The organism is Bacteroidota bacterium, assembly GCA_017303905.1.
Lineage (GTDB): Bacteria > Bacteroidota > Bacteroidia > B-17B0 > Aurantibacillaceae > JAHEYG01.
On record JAFLBH010000004.1, the window covers coordinates 201,804 to 218,839 of the forward strand.

The following is a 17,036-nucleotide window of genomic DNA, read 5'->3' on the forward strand; positions in this document are numbered from 1 at the left end:
CGCCACCGCGAGCAAAGCCTCGCGGCATTAAACATCAAACATCCATCAATACTGCCACCAATCCTGTTCCATTTTAAAAATTTCATATTTGATGCGGTCGGATTCCAATAAGGCGTCAATGCCATTACAGTATTCGCTGATGGAACGGTCGTACACATTATTTTCTTTCACAATTAAGCTGGAAAATTCACGGCGCAAGAATAAATCATCGAAAGAGGAATAATCGCCATTGTTCTTGCCGTTAAACACGCGATATTTACTTAATTGCTTCCGTAAGGCAGGAAAATACACCCAGAATAATTCCTTATACGCGTCTTTATCCGGAAGGAATTCATAAAAGCCCATGGCCACAATGCGCACTTCCAGATTTGAATTTTGTTTATTCATGTACCAATCTTCCAATATTCTTACTTTGGTAACACGATTGAGAAAAGAAACGGAATCCGTCACCGCGCGCGCTGTTTCGTGTTGATTCCCTTCTTCATCGTAGGTGATTTCACTTATTTCTCCCGTCTCACGAATTTTATTTCTCACCGAAGAAATTTCGAGTGGTTTATAAAAACTCTCATCTTCAAAAGCGATGAGTTCACCGTTCAACACATGTTTACTCACAATTTGTATTAAAGAAAGTCGACAAGGCAAATACTCGGTTGGATAATACAAAGAGAAATTTTGTCTTTCTTTTAAATCCAAATCACGCCACACACGTTTTTCCCAGGCAACATCACTCTCACGAAGGTATTGTCGCGGTACGGCACGTTTATTGATTAATAGAGAACTGTTTTCGTTACCGCATGGATCTGCATTTTCATAATCTCCGTCATTAAAAAGGCCCTGAGCATTAACAATAATCGTAAAAAGAAAGAATATGAAAGTTAGGTTTCGCATTTCAATTTATAATTTCTACGACACGAAAAAGTTACAAGAGTATGAACAAAGCTATACTTAGCATTCCTGTTTTAATATCAAAATGTTGAAGAAATGTGCACTAATTTGGCTTTTTAGACCCCCTCTGTTAAAACGTTTTAGTTATATTTGAATATCCCCAATTTTATAAACTATAATTATCATAAAAAAAGAATGAAAAAATTATTGATTACTCTTTTGCTTTTAACTGAACTTGCAACCTTCCCGCAATCTGTTGGCGATACAATTGTGGTGAAAGCTTTCAAATACGGAAGTGCAACGCGTGACACCGCGATTAATTTCCCGAACAACAGTCTCACTTACGAAAAAATCATCATGAAGTACAATATGCGTTGCAAAAACGGATTGGTGTCGACTTCTTCAAATCGTAATTTGGGGTGTGGTGAGTGGGATTATTCTTGTAATACTTTCATTGCCGATTCTTCGCGTACCGAAAACGCGGCGCAAACACATCCGAGTCATATTATTTCTAATTTTTCGGGAAGCACTTATTACTACACTAACTTTCCTTTGTATGATTATTATTTATACAATCAGATTAATGTAACACTTAATAGTATCAGTTCAGAAACTTCATTTGTTATTCCTACTGGAATGATTTCTATTCCTGAAGTTTTAAAAACAAATGAAAAATCAGGACGTACGCAAATTCTTTATACAGCCGCAGAACTTTCCGGCATTGGTATGACAGCAGGTAATATAGATGCATTATTATTGAATGTAATTGGTTCAGGAGGTACTGCCAATTTCTTTAATATGAATATTAAACACACTACAGCCAATTCATTAAGTGCCGCTACTCCAAACTTAAGCGGATTCACTAATGTATTTAATTCTAATTTCACTTTTATAGGTGGACCGAACAGAATACAATTTCACACACCATTTGTGTGGAATGGTACAGATAATCTTTTAATCGACTTCTCTTTTACTAATGCATCCCCTTCTACTCCTATTGTGCTTTTAGGGAAAAATACTTCCTCTGTTGAAGCGATTTATGCTAACAACAATTACGCGCTCAACTTAAGCGCGCAAGGCCATGTGAACATGAATACAACTTCTTTAAGCTCTATCAATAATCAAATGACAGTTTCTTTTTGGGCTTATGGTAACAGCAGCATGATGCCAACCAATACTTCTATTCTTTACGCAACTAGTGCCAATCCAAATGAGCGTCAGCTTAACATTCACTTACCTTGGAGCAACAGCAACATTTATTTTGATTGCGGTTACAGTGCCGGAGGTTATGATCGCATCAGCAAAATTTCTACAGCGGCTAATAATGGCGGACAATGGAATCACTGGGCGTTTACAAAAAACACCGCTACAGGTTGGATGCGCATCTATTTAAACGGTGCTATTTGGGCAGTAGGAAATGGTAAATCAAAACCAATCTCTATCATGAATATGATTTTAGGGAAAGACAATACACTTAACAATAACTACAAAGGAAAAATTAATCAACTTTCTTTCTGGGATAAGGAATTACCGCAAACAGAAATTCAAGCTATTATGAATTCCAGCATCACCGCGACTCATCCATCCTACTCTAACTTAAAAGCCTATTACCCTATGATGGAAGGAAGCGGCTTAACGATTAATGATATTAAATCATTAGCCACCTCAACAGGCACCAATGTGAATTGGGCTTTTGATCGTGGTAATAAATTAAACCGCATGTTTAATGAATTGAATGTTAAACCTAACATTACATTCTTACGCGGTTCTTATTCGATTAGCACAACAACCGTTACTGTAAAAGATTCTATTGCCCGTGACCCTAACGTAGTGCAGTCCTACTCCATTACTTCTAATGCTTCAGTTACACCTATGAAGCATGACAGCGTTACTTTAGTATCAACAAATAATAATATGTATAATGCTTCGCCATTAAACGTATACGATGGCGACAGTGGGACTTTAACCGGAACTATAGCGGTTACACCTACCGGAACTATCAACATTACGAATTTAAATTATTTCACTCGTCATCCTTATTACATTGAGTTAATGTCGTTTGTTACACCTTACGGAATTGGTCTCGATTTTGGTATGCAGGGCAAAACCTGGTACTTCGACATGAGTGATTACGCACCATTATTAAAAGGAAGAAAACGCTTGTTAATGACTATGGGTGGTGAATGGCAAGAACAAATGGATATCGATTTTTATTTTATTGTCGGAACTCCGCCTCGCACTGTTTTAGATTGTCATCAATTATGGCAAGGCGGTGCGCGTTTAGGCGGTGTTGGGATTGGCAGCATCACCAACGATACACGTTTTGAAACACAAACGCTCACCATGAATAATTCGGCTTCTTCATTTAAAATGCGTTCTACAATTACAGGTCATGGTGCTGAGGGAGAATTTCATCAGAATGGCGGTTTGATTAATCATTACTTCAACATTAATGGTGGCGCCAATGAATTTAACTGGCAAATTACGCGTCCGTGTGCGGGTAATCCTGTTTATCCTCAGGGAGGAACTTGGGTGTACGACCGACAAGGCTGGTGTCCGGGTGAATATTCATTATTAAAAGAGTATTACATTACTCCTTATGTAACGCCGGGCTCAACAGTTACTTTAGATTATAATACTTCTAATCCACCGGTGTCGGGGGGTGATTACCGTTATATTGCCGCGCATCAGTTAATAAGCTACAGCGGACCGAACCATAATTTAGATGCGGCCATGATTAATGTACGTAAACCCGGAAATTATGTAGAGTATTCAAGAGAGAATCCAATGTGCGCGAATCCGGTCATCATTGTAAGAAATACAGGCTCCGTAAATATATCCTCTTTAGATATTGAATATTGGATTAATAATACACCAACAAAAGAAACATTTACCTGGAATGGCAATTTAGCTTTCATGGACACTGCAAGCATTACATTACCGATTGGAGCTTTATGGCAAAACGCGCAAATGAACAGCGGTAAAAATTATTTTAATGTAGAATTAAAGAAAGCGAATAATGCCGCTGATAATTATTCTTACAACAATAAAATGGCCATTGATTTTAATTTACCGGATGTTATTACAGATACATTAACCGTTGAATTTAAAACCAACAATAATCCATTTGAGAATTCGTATAAATTAATTGACGCGGCCGGAAATGTTGTTCCGGGTGCAAGCACTTTAAATACACCAAATACAACGTTTACGGATAACTATATATTAAATGGTTGCTACCGTTTAGTCGTAGAAGATTCAGGCGAAGACGGATTACAATGGTGGGCGAGCACAGCACAAGGTGCAGGATATGTACGATTCAAAAACGCGCAAGGAACAATTATCAAAACCTTCCAAACTGATTTTGGAAAAGGATTTGAATATAGCTTCAGCACAAAACCATTCGCGTATGTTGGCATCAAAGAAAATGATTTGAATTACAATGTTAGATTATATCCGAATCCGGCGAGAAATCAATTTGTGTTAAGCATGTTGAGTACACAGGAAAGCAAAGTACAAATCACAGATATGTTAGGAAGAAATATTGAATTACCAGTTGTGTTGGAAAAAGAGAGTTACACCTTTAATACCACTTCATTAAAAGCAGGTGTGTACTTAGTGAAGATTACACAAAATGAGAAAACCTGTACCAAGAAATTAGTGATTGAATAATCAAATGAACTAAAACAAAAAGCCCCGTTAGTTTAACCGGGCTTTTTTATTTTTATAAACTAAATTAATTCTTTAGCATTTTTAAAAGTGTACCTAACTTTTCTTTTAATTCGGTACGCGGAACAATTTTGTCGAGGAAACCATGTTCCAACACGAACTCTGCTGTTTGAAATCCTTTTGGTAAATCTTTACCAATGGTTTCTTTTACAACGCGTGGTCCGGCAAATCCGATTAATGAACCCGGCTCAGCAATGTTCATATCACCAAGCATCGCATAACTTGCGGTTACACCACCGGTAGTTGGATCGGTTAATAAAGAGATATAAGGAATTTTATTTTGAGCCAACTGAGAAAGCTTAGCCGACGTTTTCGCCATTTGCATTAATGAAAATGCTGCTTCCATCATACGTGCCCCACCCGACTTAGAAATAATCAATAAAGGTGTTTTTGTTTTAATACAAAAATCAATGGAACGTGCGATTTTTTCTCCAACCACAGACCCCATGGATCCGCCGATGAATCCGAAATCCATACAACACACTACTAAATCCTGATCGTTCACTTTACCATACGCGCTGCGTAAAGCATCTTTCAATCCCGATTTTTTAATTGACTCCGTTAAACGTGAGGTGTACTTTTTGGTATCCTCAAATTCTAAAGGGTCGCCACTCACCAAATTCTCGTGTAATTCAGTAAACTGGTTATTATCAAAAATAATTTCGAAATACTCTTTACTTCCGATTCGCTCGTGATAATTGCAATCTAAACACACATGTTTATTTGCATGGTGATCTTGCGCCGTATGTATTTTTTTACAAGAAGGACATTTATACCATAAGCCTTCCGGAGTTTCTTTCTTATCCGTGGTGCTTGTTGTAATACCTTCTTTTAATCGTTTAAACCAACCCATGTTTTAATTTTTTAATTTAAGAATCAAATTCATTAAAGAATTATTCATCTTAATTATTAAGCGATTGTAATTGTCTTATCTAAATAAACATCCTGAATAGCGTTCAATAAAGCTACTCCTTCCTTCATTGGCTTTTGGAATGCTTTACGTCCTGAAATTAAGCCTTGTCCACCCGCGCGCTTATTAATAACCGCTGTTGTTACTGCTTCAGCTAAATCGGAAGCACCTTTACTTTCTCCACCACTATTGATTAAGCCCATACGTCCCATGTAACAATTAGCTACTTGGTAACGGCATAAATCAATTGGGTTATCGGTTGTTAATTCTGAATATACTTTAGGATGTGTTTTACCGTGACCGGTTGCTAAGTAACCACCGTTTTTATCCGATAATTTTTGTTTAATGATGTCGGCCTGAATAGTTACGCCTAAGTGATTAGCTTGAGACGATAAATCAGCTGCGGTATGATAATCTACACCATCTTTTTTAAATGCAGAGTTACGTGTATAGCACCATAAAATGGTAGCCATACCTAATTGATGCGCGCGTTCAAAAGCCTGAGCGACTTCGATAATTTGGCGTCCTGATTCAGCAGAACCAAAGTAAATAGTAGCACCAACTGCTACAGCTCCCATATTCCAGGCATCTTCTACCGTACCAAACATAATTTGGTCAAATTTGTTAGGGTAAGAGATGAATTCGTTATGATTAATTTTTACTATAAACGGGATTTTATGCGCATACTTACGTGCAACGGAACCCAGAACACCATATGTAGAAGCAACAGCGTTGCAACCACCTTCAATGGCTAATTTCACAATGTTTTCGCTATCGAAATAAATAGGATTTGGCGCAAAAGAAGCACCGGCACTATGTTCAATTCCTTGGTCAACAGGCAGGATACTCATGTAACCTGTATTACCTAAACGTCCGGTTCCGTAAAGCTGCTGTAAGCTTCTTAAAACCTGAGGATTACGATTGCTTTGTTGAAAGATACGATCAACAAAATCGGCACCTGGAAGGTGAATATCTTCTTTACTGATAGTTTTGCAGGTATGGTTTAATAAAGTATCGGCTTGTGCGCCTAAAAGTTCTTTAATATTAACTGACATAGCTTAATTTTTTAAGTGGGCAAATTTACTAAAATTGCCCTTAATAAGGTTGTTTTATGAATAAAAAACCCCGAAAAATTGGATTTTCGGGGTAATATTTAAAGGGAATTAAAATTATTCGCTAACCTGTACCATTTTGAAAGGTACATTGATGATGGCTTGGTAATCTTCACCTGCTTCCAACATATCCTCATCATCTTCTTCATAATGCCAGTTAATAGTAACAGCGCTTCCACCTTTATTAATGTTTTCTAATTTTTTGAAAACGTCTAAGATACATTTAGAAGAACTTGTATTGAAATATTCTAACTGAATATTCACATTAGTGGCCGGTTTTGGAGAACCTGCATACTTATCTAAAGCATCTACCAAAGGCTTATAAAACTCGATTGAGTTTTCAGGAATAGAACGTCCTTTAATTTCCAATACACCTGATCCTAAATCGAAGCTGATGGTTGGGGTTTTTGGTGTGCCGTCAATTGAGTATTTTTCCATAGTATTTATTGTTTGTTATTCTTATTGTTGTAATTGAATTTGGCTGACTTTAATATTTAGCGTAAAGAAAGAAACTTTATTGTCAATTTCCAAAAAATTATAATCTAATTTTTCACCTGTTTTTCTGGCTATATCTATCATCCCCAGACCCCCTCCGCCTTTAAGCGACATTTCGCCATTATTGAGTACTTTTTTGTAATATTCCTTTAATTCTTCTTTGTTTAAGGCATTTACCTCGTCTAAACGGTTTTTTAGTCCGTGAATATTTTCGTTTAGAATATAATTTCCGGTGGTGATGGTGTAAGAATTATTGGTTTTACCTATCATGAAAATGGCGGAACGATTGATATCACCAACAGTATCAGCCACATCATCCATATGATGATATAGATTCTGTAAGCATTCAACCAAAACATTATACACCTTTTTCTTCATTTTGGGCTCTTCCTGCATATTATCCATCTTATTCTCCATTATCAGGAGAATTGAGGTAAGTAGTTCAGATGTAATATCTCCTTTGAATGACAGAAGAATATTATTCTTCTCCATCTTATCGTAGATATTAAACGCGTCTACCATTATGCCTGATGAAACCACTGACATTCTTTACTTCAATTTAAATGCGATTGTTTGTCCGTTTACTGTATAAATTGCGTCGTCATCACAATTACCTTCACCATAATTTACAGTTCTCTTACTTAATCCTTCAGGTGTTAAATCCAATGAACCGGATGTAATGTATTTACAATTTAAAGGCTTAACAATATCATTAATCGCTACCGAGAAATTACGGCCTTCGCGATTCGTTCCATTAGAAGTTCCGGCAACTGTCGTAAAGTCATCCGCAAAAACAAGAGGTGTACCATTATTATTCATGGTAATGGTTTTGTTGGAGCTGTATTTAATAGTCCAACCACCGCTACCTGTACAAACACCATTAATGATTTCCACTTGGAAACCTTTTGTATTTGCAGTTGCAGGTTGTGTAGTTACAACAATACTATCACATGTATAAGTAATATTGTTATTTACCTTATAGTTGAGCATTTTGATGATGGATTTTGAACCTGTGTTCTTAGGTTTTCCTAAAAAGGTAACCAAAATGGTACCTGTACGAACAACACCATCATGATTAGCCGCAGAACAACTAGTAAAACTGAACTGCCATTTTGGAGGATTGCTCAAGTTGGTGTAAGTAGTATCACCACTTAAATAAACCAAGGTATCGCATGACGCTAATAAAGATGAATTAGCCGTTACTTTTTTTGCGCCTGTACCCTTTGTATTAATTGAAAGATTGTTTGTGGTAGGTTGAATTTGCATGAACTCCTGCTCGCAAATTGAATTATCCACTACCGATTGAGTTTCCGTATCTACTTCATTATCCTTTTTCTTACATGAGTTTAAAAAAAATAACGACAGACATAAACTTGCAATCGATAAAAACTTTGTAGTTGTATTGATTTTCATGTATAGCAAATTTATAAAATAATTAATTAAAAACGAATACCAGCCACTAAAACATCGTCAATCTGTTCTCTGTTACCCTTCCATGTTTCAAAAATCCTATCCAATTCACTCATTTGTTCGTTCATTGGTAATTTATGAATCAAACATAACTCATCCTGGAAGCGTTTTAACATTAACTTCTTTCCATGATCACCGCCAAACTGATCCGCATAACCGTCTGAAAACAAATAAATTGTATCTCCTTTGGCCATCGAAACCGTATGTGTAGTGAATACTCTGTTTTCATCTAATTGCGCGCCACCAACCGAATAACGATTTCCGCTTAACTTCTCTAATTCACCATTATTCCTAATAATTATTGCCGGCCTGAATGCGGATGCCCATAATATTTCGCCATTAGTTTCATTTACGGAAAGTATAGATAAATCCATTCCGTCAGCCGTATCTATTTCATTCTGTCCTTGCTTTAAAGCATCCTGAACACCCGTATGTAATTTATTTAGAATTTGGCCCGGATCTGTAATGGCCTTTTCCATCACCACCTGATTCAAGATATTATGACCTATCATACTCATGAATGCACCCGGCACGCCATGCCCTGTGCAATCCACTACTGCAAATATTTTACAATTGTTCTTATAACCGAACCAGTAAAAATCTCCACTCACAATATCCTTTGGTTTATACAAAATAAAGGCTTCAGGAAACTTCGCGAAAATATCACTCTTAGAAGGAAGAATAGCTTCCTGAATTCGATTGGCATACTCTATGCTCGCGGTGATGTCGGCATTTTTTTCTGCTAACTCTTTGGTACGCTCCGCCACCTTGGATTCGAGAATTTTATTCTCTTTTTTAATGGCTCTTGTTCTTAATTGCGTAAAGACTATAACACCCGCTAATCCCAATACCGAAACTAATATGTAGAACCAGGTTGTCTTCCAGAATGGCGGAACGACTGTGATGTAAATTGAATACGGTTCTTCATTCCAAACACCATCATTGTTTGCTGCCTTCACCTTAAAAACATAATCGCCACCCGGTAATTCGGTATAAGAAATGTAACGAATATTGGTAGGTGCCGACCATTCTTTATCGTAACCTTCCAACTTGTACATGTATTTGTTTTTAAGAGGTGAGTTGTAATCTAATGCCGCCAACTCAAACTGAAAATAATTTTCACGCCAACTCAACTTTAAATATTTTTTGTAAACCAACGAGGTATCTGTTGTCACATCCTCACCTGAACGCTTGTAACTTACAATGTAAACCGGTGGCACGTGAAAGTTATCGGTGATTTTTTTTGGATTGAAAATATTAATGCCATTTACACCACCGAATACCATTTCACGACTCGATAATTTGGCATACGCTCCCTGTGTAAATTCAATATTCAATAATCCATCTTTCTGATCGTAATTTCGAATAGCCGAACCGTTAATGTTTGCTGCTTGCGGATTGAATTTAGAAATCCCTTTGTTGGTACTCATCCATAAATTATCCAGACTATCGGTTAAAACTGAAAAAATAAAATTATTGGATAAACCATCTTTTTCTGTGTATGAGGTGAATGTACCGCTGCGCTGATTATATCTGCATAAGCCGGAATTGGTTGCCATCCAAATCATCCCTTCTTTGTCTTCCAGCAATGAAAAAACACTGTTAGAACTAATGCTATTTGCAGTATCATAATGTAAAAACACTTTAATGGATTTAGGATCATCAAGATTTCCTCCTTTGATAAAACACACGCCTCCTCCATCAGTACCCAACCACATGTTATTTTTGGAATCGAATAAAACGGAGGTAATGTTGTCATTGCTTAATCCATTTTCAGAAGTATAATGTTTAATCTGTTCGTTTCTATCAACTACAAATAAACCATCTCCATACGATCCGGCAAATAATCGTCCCTTCTTATCAAAATTCATCGTCATGATGGTTCCACCCAAATCAGAATCTAATAAATGACTTTTTTTGCGGGTTGCTTTATTGTATTTAAACAAACCCATTCCCCATGTACCAATCCAAATATTTTCATTATCACCCTTTAGCGACAAAACATAATTCAAAGATTCAATAAGATAACTGTAATCGGTAATTTGTCCTGAGTTACGGTTATACAAGCGCAAATAGCCTTCTCCTCCTACCCATAATGAACCATCTGTATCTTCATGAATGGAAAACGCATTCTTTAATTGCGAGGAAATGCTTTCTTTTAAATTAGGGAATTTTTGTGTTTGCGAAAATGCCACATTCACCCCACCTGTAAATGTTCCTAACCAAATGTTTTTTTGTCCGTCGATAAAAATGGTTTTAATATAATTGTCGTTTATACTGTAATCATCTTTATCATCCTTTTTCAATAAAGTAGGAGTAACATCCTTAATTAAATTAAAAACAACAAAACCATCGCGTGTAACTGCATATAAAACATTATCTCTTACCTCTACATCTTCAATATAGTTTGCATTACGATCTTCATCAAAAGGCTTAACTACTTTTACAATTTCAAACGTCTCAACATCTAAAACCGCTACTCCGTTTCCATAGGTAGCCACATAAAAATTTCCGGCATACTCAGCAATGGCTTTAATGGTTTTAAACTGCTTACTGTTTATTTTTGCATTGGAAATGTTTTCGGGATTAATGCGATTTAACTGTCCATTTTGATTGATTAACCACAAGCCTTCATCTTTGGTTCCAACCAAAACACCTTTATCATACGAATACAAACAATTTACTTCAACCTCTTTTCCCTCTTCTATTGCCACATGTTTGATAGATTTTGTTTTTATATCATACAAATTCAAACCGGTAGCCGTTCCGATCCATAATTTATCCTGACCTGCGCCAACAATGGCATTAACCTTTGAATCGGATAGAATTTTATCAGCAGCGCCTTTTACAGGAACCCTTTCGAATGTGTTAAGAAACGGATTGAAAATGCTCAAGCCCTCATCGAGCGTACCGATGTATATTTTTTTGTCGGTGTGCTGATAAATAGTCGAAATATCAGAAGATGAAAGTGTACTTGGCCGACCCACATCACTTTTATAAACTGTGATTTGATAACCGTCATAACGACACAAACCTTCCTGAGTTCCAAACCACATGAAGCCTTTATCATCTTGAATAATAGCAGTAACGTAATTGGTAGAAAGACCCTCTTCGCTTGTGATATGTTTAAATCGGATGGATTGCGCGCTTAATTTTACGCAGCATACTAACAACAAGAATATAACTAACCTTTTGAGCATCAAACAGACTTTAAAGATAATTAATTTTTTATGAGTAAATAGTATATTTTTACACCAACATGTGTGGCATAGCAGGCATCTATTTTTTAAAAGATAACCAATCGGTTAAAGCTGATACAGTTCAAAAAACTTTATCTGCACTGCAACACCGCGGGCCCGATTACCAAAGTCACTTTTCCTTTGATAAATGCACCTTGTTTCATGCACGATTAAGCATTCTCGACCTTTCATCGGCGAGCAATCAACCTTTTTTAAACGAACAAAAGCAAAAAGGTTTAGTTTTTAATGGTGAAATTTTCAATTACCGCGACCTGAAACAAAATTTAAACGAATTAAAGACTTCAGGAGATGCAGAAGTACTGTTTAATTTGTTTGATAAGGAAAACACAAATTGTTTAAATCGTTTAAATGGTTTTTTTTCTTTCGCGTTTTTCAATTCCATAAATGACGAATTGCATGTAGTACGTGATCGCTTTGGCGTAAAACCTTTATACTATTATAAAGACGAGGAAAAAATTGCTTTTGCTTCCGAACTAAAACCTTTATTGCATTTAATCGGAAAGCAAGCCTTAAACCATAACGCGCTTAATACTTATTTACGATTAAATTATATTAGCGGAAAAGAAACCATTTTCCAGAATGTTTTTCGTTTACTTCCCGGCGAACTCATTGAAGTAAAAAACAAACAAATAAACATTCGTCGCTGGTATAACATTCCGCAACAGAAAACCGAAAGTTCCATTCAGGATGTTTTGTCAGATGCGGTTAAAATTCGTTTGAATGCCGATGTTCCGGTTGGTAGTTTTTTAAGTGGCGGCATTGATTCGTCTATCATCTCAGCCATAGCTAAACAGCATCATACCAACATTCATACTTTTAGTATTGGATTTGCCGATGAACCTTATTTCGATGAAACACGCTATGCCGAAATGGTGGCAAAACACATTAACAGTAATCACCACGTCTTTAAATTACAGAATACTGATTTTCTAAATAACATTCATCCATTTTTAAACAGTATTGACGAACCGTTTGCTGATTCATCTGCCTTGAATGTTTATATTCTCAGTAAATACACCAAACAACATGTGAAAGTGGCTTTATCGGGTGATGGTGCCGATGAGTTATTCATGGGGTACAATAAACACCGCGCCGAATATTTAAGTAATAAATTCGTTTACAAAAATCTGGTGCCCGCATTTTCTCCGGTGTATGATTTAGTTCAGGGATCTCGTAATTCTAAATTCGGAAATAAAATTCGTCAGCTTAAACGTTTTGCAGAAGCTGTTAAATTAAATCCGCAAGAACGTTTCATGAGTTGGGCTTGCATCAGCAGTCAAAGTGAAGTGGATGCGCTTTTAAAACTATCAGGGAAATCAGAATTTGATTCGATATTCCATGAATCATTTTCGCAGCAAGGATTTAATCCGGTGAATTATGCCGATTTAAAAATTGTATTAGCCGATGACATGTTAGTAAAGGCTGATCGGATGAGTATGCAACACGGACTTGAAATCCGAAATCCGTTTTTGGATTACCGAATCGTTGAAATGGCAATGAATTTACCTATGCATCAAAAGATAAATGGCAATCATCAGAAAGTCATTTTAAGAAATAATTTTAAGCATCTTTTACCGGAAACAATTTTTACACGCAGTAAAAAGGGCTTCGAATTACCATTATGGAAATGGTTAAAAAAAGAATTGAACTCAGAAATGAATAACAATTGGCTGAGCGAACAAAAGATTAAAGAACAGGGTGTATTCAATTACGAAATCGTTCAGCAACTAAAAAACAAACTTCAAACAAATAATCCCGGCGATGCGCCTGCACAAATCTGGGCTCTTATTGTTTTTAACAGTTGGTTGGATAATTATAAGGGGTTTATTAATCATAATCCTTAATCGTTTGTATATTCGTATCAATGATAAAAGTACTCCGTATTATCAATCGTTTTAATTTAGGTGGAATAACCTATAACGTTTCGTATTTGAGTCGGTATATGTCTGCCGATTTTGAAACGCTTTTGATTGGTGGTGCAGAAGAAAAAGGTGAAGAAAGTTCATTACACATTACAGAACAGCTGGGATTAAAACCTCAAATCATTCCTGAATTGCAGCGTGCTGTTAGTTTTAAAAGTGATGTGGCTGCCTACAAGAGAATCAAAGAAATCATTCGCGAATTTAAGCCCGATATTGTACATACGCATGCTTCTAAAGCCGGTGCGGTTGGTCGATTAGCAGCTATTCACTGCAAAGTACCTGTTATAGTGCATACATTTCACGGACATGTTTTTCATTCTTATTTTGGAAAAGGGAAAACGTTTTTTTTCAAGAGTGTGGAGCGATATTTAGCACAGCGTTCCAGTGCTATTATTACAATTAGCGACATACAAAAGAAGGAACTTACCGAAGTATTTAACATCACTGATCCCAAAAAAACACATGTCGTACCATTGGGTTTCGATTTAGAGCGATTCACGAAAAACACGGAACAAAAACGAAAAGAGTTCAGAGAAAAATATAAACTTGTAGACGATGAATTGGCCATAGGCATTATTGGTCGTCTCGCTCCAATCAAAAATCACGAGTTGTTTATTGACGCGATTGAGTTTGTCAAGAATAAAACAAATAAAAAAATCCGCGCTTTCATTATTGGTGGTGGCGAAACCCAGCAACAATTGGAAAATTATTTACAATCAAAAAAATTACCATTTACTAAACTCGCAGAATCGCCTTCTCTATTCTGCTTTACCTCGTGGATTAAGAATGTTGATTGGGCCTTATCAGGATTGGATATCGTTGCGCTGACTTCTAAAAATGAAGGTACCCCTGTAAGTTTAATTGAAGCGCAAGCAGCCGGAAAATTAATTGTGGCTACTAAAGTGGGCGGAACAGCCGATGTGGTTGGTGCCGACAGTGGTTTTTTAACCAATCCAGCTAATCCTCAAGAATACAAAGAAAAATTATTAGAGGCTGTGAATGATTTTGAAAAGTTACAGAGCAAAGTGGCGAATAATCGTGCAGAAGTTTTGAAGCGTTTCTCTTACACGCGCCTTGTCAGCGATGTTGAAAATCTTTATAAAAAATTACTCCAAGAAAAAGGTCTGCTTTAAAATAGGTTTTTTATTCTGAAGAAGGTTTAGTATCTTTAATTCACTAAATTAAAATCACATGAAAAAAATTTTACTTGTATTTTCAATACTATTAACACAGCTGGGGTTCTCACAAATTATCATAGATACCTTAGCCATGCAAAACTTTGATTCCATTGCGTATACGCCTAACTGGCCATTTACGGGGCCTGTGGTTTACAATACAATGGGTGTATCTGGAGCTAGTGCTGCTCCGGCTAATAGTCCTACCGGTATTGGTAATTCTCGCTCATGGGAATCAACCACACAAAGTGGCGGATTAGTTTTAACTTTTAGTACCGTAGCCATTCCGGCGGGCTATGATAGCATCCGTGCACGTTTTAGCTTAGCGGCCATGAATTTAATTTCTACAGGTGGTGGGCCTGATAATTTAGATTACGTTTTAACAGAAGTAAGTGTAAACGGAGGAACTTATTACAGCCGTTTAAGAATTCGTGGAGCTGTAGCGAATAATAGTTATTGGCCATTCAGCGCCACAGGTAAGGCAAATGTATACTATCAACCACAGACTGAAGCAGTTTTTGCTCCAACAAATAGCGGATTACAAACTACAGAAGGCTATAGCTATTGCGAAATCGTTTTTCCGGGAAGCGTTACCAGTGTGAGTATTCGAATGACAGGGCGTTCCAGCTCTTCAACCGATTCTTGGTTAGTGGATAATGTTATTTTAACGGCTGAAAAATTAGCTACGGGTATCAACGCTATTTCCAACACTGTATTAAAAGTGTACCCAAATCCGGCGAATGAAACACTTTATATTAATCGTTCTACTGCAACACCGGAAACGATCGGCATCTATAATTCTTTAGGTGAATTAGTGATTAGCAAGGAATTAAATCAACTCAACGAAAGTATTAGCTTGGCCGGATTAAGTCAGGGGATTTACATTGTTAAATCGGGAAGCTTTACTAAAAAAATAATTAAGCAATAACATACTATATTTGCTTTTTATTCGTTAGTTACTCAGTTGAAACGCATTTTTCTCATATTTTCTCTTATTATTTCCATTGGTGCTACGGCACAAGTAGGTGGACCCACCACTTATCGTTTCCTGGATATTCCGATGCCGGCACGTGCTGCCGCTTTAGGGGGAACCAGTATGAGTATATGGGGAGATGATATTAATTTATATTATAGCAATCCTGCTCTTTTAAATGCGGGATGTGTAAAGCAATTGGCACTTAACTATTGTAATTATGTGGCCGATATGAATTTTGGGAATGTGGCCTATGCTTATCATGTAAAGAATATTGGAACCTTTGCTGCAGGGATTCAGTTTTTTGATTACGGAAAGTTTGAACGCCGCGATGAGTTTGACGTGAAGGATGGCAACTTTAATGCCTCTGATTATTCTCTAAATCTAAGCTGGGCACGACGATTAAAAGACACTACATTTAGCTTTGGGATTACCTTAAAAACCTTGTATTCGCATTACGACACTTACTATTCTGTAGGCTCCGCTGCGGATATTGGCGTAACCTGGGCGCATAAAAGCGGCTTTACAGCTTCTGCGCTTTTAAAAAATGTGGGGTATATCTGGAAACCGTATGACAAATTTAACGACACCTTACAATTACCGGTAGGCTCACAAATTGGTATTAGTTACAAAGTAAAGAAAGCTCCATTCCGGTTAATACTTGTTTATGACAATTTGCGTACCTGGGATTTGACTTATACCAGTCCGATTGCGGAACCCGAAAACACCAATTTATTTGGCGAAGAGGAAGTAAAAGAGAAAACGAAATGGCAAAACTTTTCTGAGAAAACACGAAGCTTTGGTGATAAGCTCGGGCGTCATATGATCTTTGCTACGGAAGTATTGATTACTAAAAACTTTAATTTACGCGTGGGTTACAATTACCGCATGCATAAAGAAATGATGTTGCCTGACAAACGTACTGCCAGTGGCTTAAGTTTAGGCTTTGGATTTCAGGTGTATCGATTTAAAATTAATTATGCTTTTACGAAGTATAACTTAATAGGCAACTCCAGTATCTTCAGCGTAACCACTAACCTCGGCACTTACGTTAAAAAAGAAAAGAAGCAACCTGCTTCCGAAACGAGTGCCGCGAATTAATTCA

12 protein-coding genes are annotated in these 17,036 nt (G+C 36.8%); 5 read left to right on the forward strand and 7 right to left on the reverse strand.

The window, feature by feature from the left end; all coding sequences use genetic code 11:
• Positions 1-45: 45 nt before the first annotated feature.
• Positions 46-888, reverse strand: a complete 843-nt coding sequence (gldN, locus tag J0L69_14260; protein ID MBN8694354.1) for a gliding motility protein GldN — start codon at positions 886-888, stop codon at positions 46-48.
• Between the two features lie 192 nt (positions 889-1,080).
• Between gldN and J0L69_14265 the strand changes: the two genes are divergently transcribed.
• Positions 1,081-4,557 carry a T9SS type A sorting domain-containing protein gene (locus J0L69_14265; GenBank protein MBN8694355.1) on the forward strand — a complete coding sequence of 1,159 codons (3,477 nt, stop codon included), beginning with the start codon at positions 1,081-1,083 and terminating at the stop codon, positions 4,555-4,557.
• Between the two features lie 64 nt (positions 4,558-4,621).
• On the opposite strand, the gene J0L69_14270 is transcribed toward J0L69_14265, so the two are convergent.
• The 6 genes from J0L69_14270 to J0L69_14295 form a co-directional block, all read right to left on the reverse strand.
• On the reverse strand, positions 4,622-5,467 hold the full coding sequence (locus tag J0L69_14270; GenBank protein MBN8694356.1) for an acetyl-CoA carboxylase carboxyltransferase subunit beta: 846 nt from the start codon (positions 5,465-5,467) through the stop codon (positions 4,622-4,624).
• Between the two features lie 56 nt (positions 5,468-5,523).
• A complete protein-coding gene (locus tag J0L69_14275; GenBank protein MBN8694357.1) occupies positions 5,524-6,579 on the reverse strand; it encodes a class I fructose-bisphosphate aldolase in 1,056 nt (351 codons plus the stop codon).
• A gap of 114 nt (positions 6,580-6,693) precedes the next feature.
• Complete coding sequence (locus J0L69_14280) at positions 6,694-7,074, reverse strand: DUF1987 domain-containing protein (protein ID MBN8694358.1); 381 nt, start codon at positions 7,072-7,074, stop codon at positions 6,694-6,696.
• A 21-nt stretch (positions 7,075-7,095) separates the two neighbouring features.
• Positions 7,096-7,677 (reverse strand): SiaB family protein kinase, encoded by a 582-nt coding sequence (locus J0L69_14285; protein ID MBN8694359.1) that lies wholly within the window; start codon positions 7,675-7,677, stop codon positions 7,096-7,098.
• A 3-nt stretch (positions 7,678-7,680) separates the two neighbouring features.
• Positions 7,681-8,544, reverse strand: a complete 864-nt coding sequence (locus J0L69_14290) for a hypothetical protein (protein MBN8694360.1) — start codon at positions 8,542-8,544, stop codon at positions 7,681-7,683.
• Between the two features lie 26 nt (positions 8,545-8,570).
• A complete protein-coding gene (locus J0L69_14295; GenBank protein ID MBN8694361.1) occupies positions 8,571-11,801 on the reverse strand; it encodes a SpoIIE family protein phosphatase in 3,231 nt (1,076 codons plus the stop codon).
• Between the two features lie 59 nt (positions 11,802-11,860).
• Between J0L69_14295 and asnB the strand changes: the two genes are divergently transcribed.
• Genes asnB through porQ form a run of 4 tightly spaced genes read left to right on the forward strand, consistent with a single transcriptional unit; the run spans position 11,861 to position 17,032 of the window.
• A complete protein-coding gene (gene asnB / locus J0L69_14300; GenBank protein MBN8694362.1) occupies positions 11,861-13,705 on the forward strand; it encodes an asparagine synthase (glutamine-hydrolyzing) in 1,845 nt (614 codons plus the stop codon).
• A gap of 20 nt (positions 13,706-13,725) precedes the next feature.
• Positions 13,726-14,916, forward strand: coding sequence for a glycosyltransferase (locus J0L69_14305; GenBank protein ID MBN8694363.1), 1,191 nt, complete (start codon positions 13,726-13,728; stop codon positions 14,914-14,916).
• Between the two features lie 58 nt (positions 14,917-14,974).
• Complete coding sequence (locus J0L69_14310; protein ID MBN8694364.1) at positions 14,975-15,886, forward strand: T9SS type A sorting domain-containing protein; 912 nt, start codon at positions 14,975-14,977, stop codon at positions 15,884-15,886.
• Positions 15,887-15,922: 36 nt separating this feature from the next.
• Entirely contained in the window at positions 15,923-17,032 is a 1,110-nt protein-coding gene (gene porQ, locus J0L69_14315; GenBank protein MBN8694365.1) for a type IX secretion system protein PorQ, read from the forward strand.
• Positions 17,033-17,036 lie beyond the last annotated feature (4 nt).